1 pseudogene is annotated in these 213 nt (G+C 66.7%); it reads left to right on the top strand.

The features are described 5' to 3' along the window. Nucleotides 1-213, top strand: a pseudogene (locus D3A59_RS26220) (electron transfer flavoprotein-ubiquinone oxidoreductase); the annotation flags it as partial.

Raw genomic sequence — 213 nt, 5'->3', positions numbered from 1 at the left:
GTGCGCGGAGGCCGCCTTCGAAGCCCTGGGCCAGCAGCGCCAGCACGACGAGCTCTCGGCCTACCCCGAGGCGTTCGAAGCGAGCTGGCTGCACGCGGAGCTCAACCAGGCCAAGAACTTCAAGCAGTGGTTCAAGAAGGGGCGCAACACTGCGACGCTCATGACCGGCATCGAGCAGTGGCTGCTGCCGAAGCTCGGCGTGAAGAACCCGCC

Source organism: Caldimonas tepidiphila (assembly GCF_003569765.1).
Lineage (GTDB): Bacteria > Pseudomonadota > Gammaproteobacteria > Burkholderiales > Burkholderiaceae_C > Caldimonas > Caldimonas tepidiphila.
The sequence above is the reverse complement of the archived record's forward strand: the minus strand, read 5'-3'. Positions and strand labels throughout refer to the sequence as shown.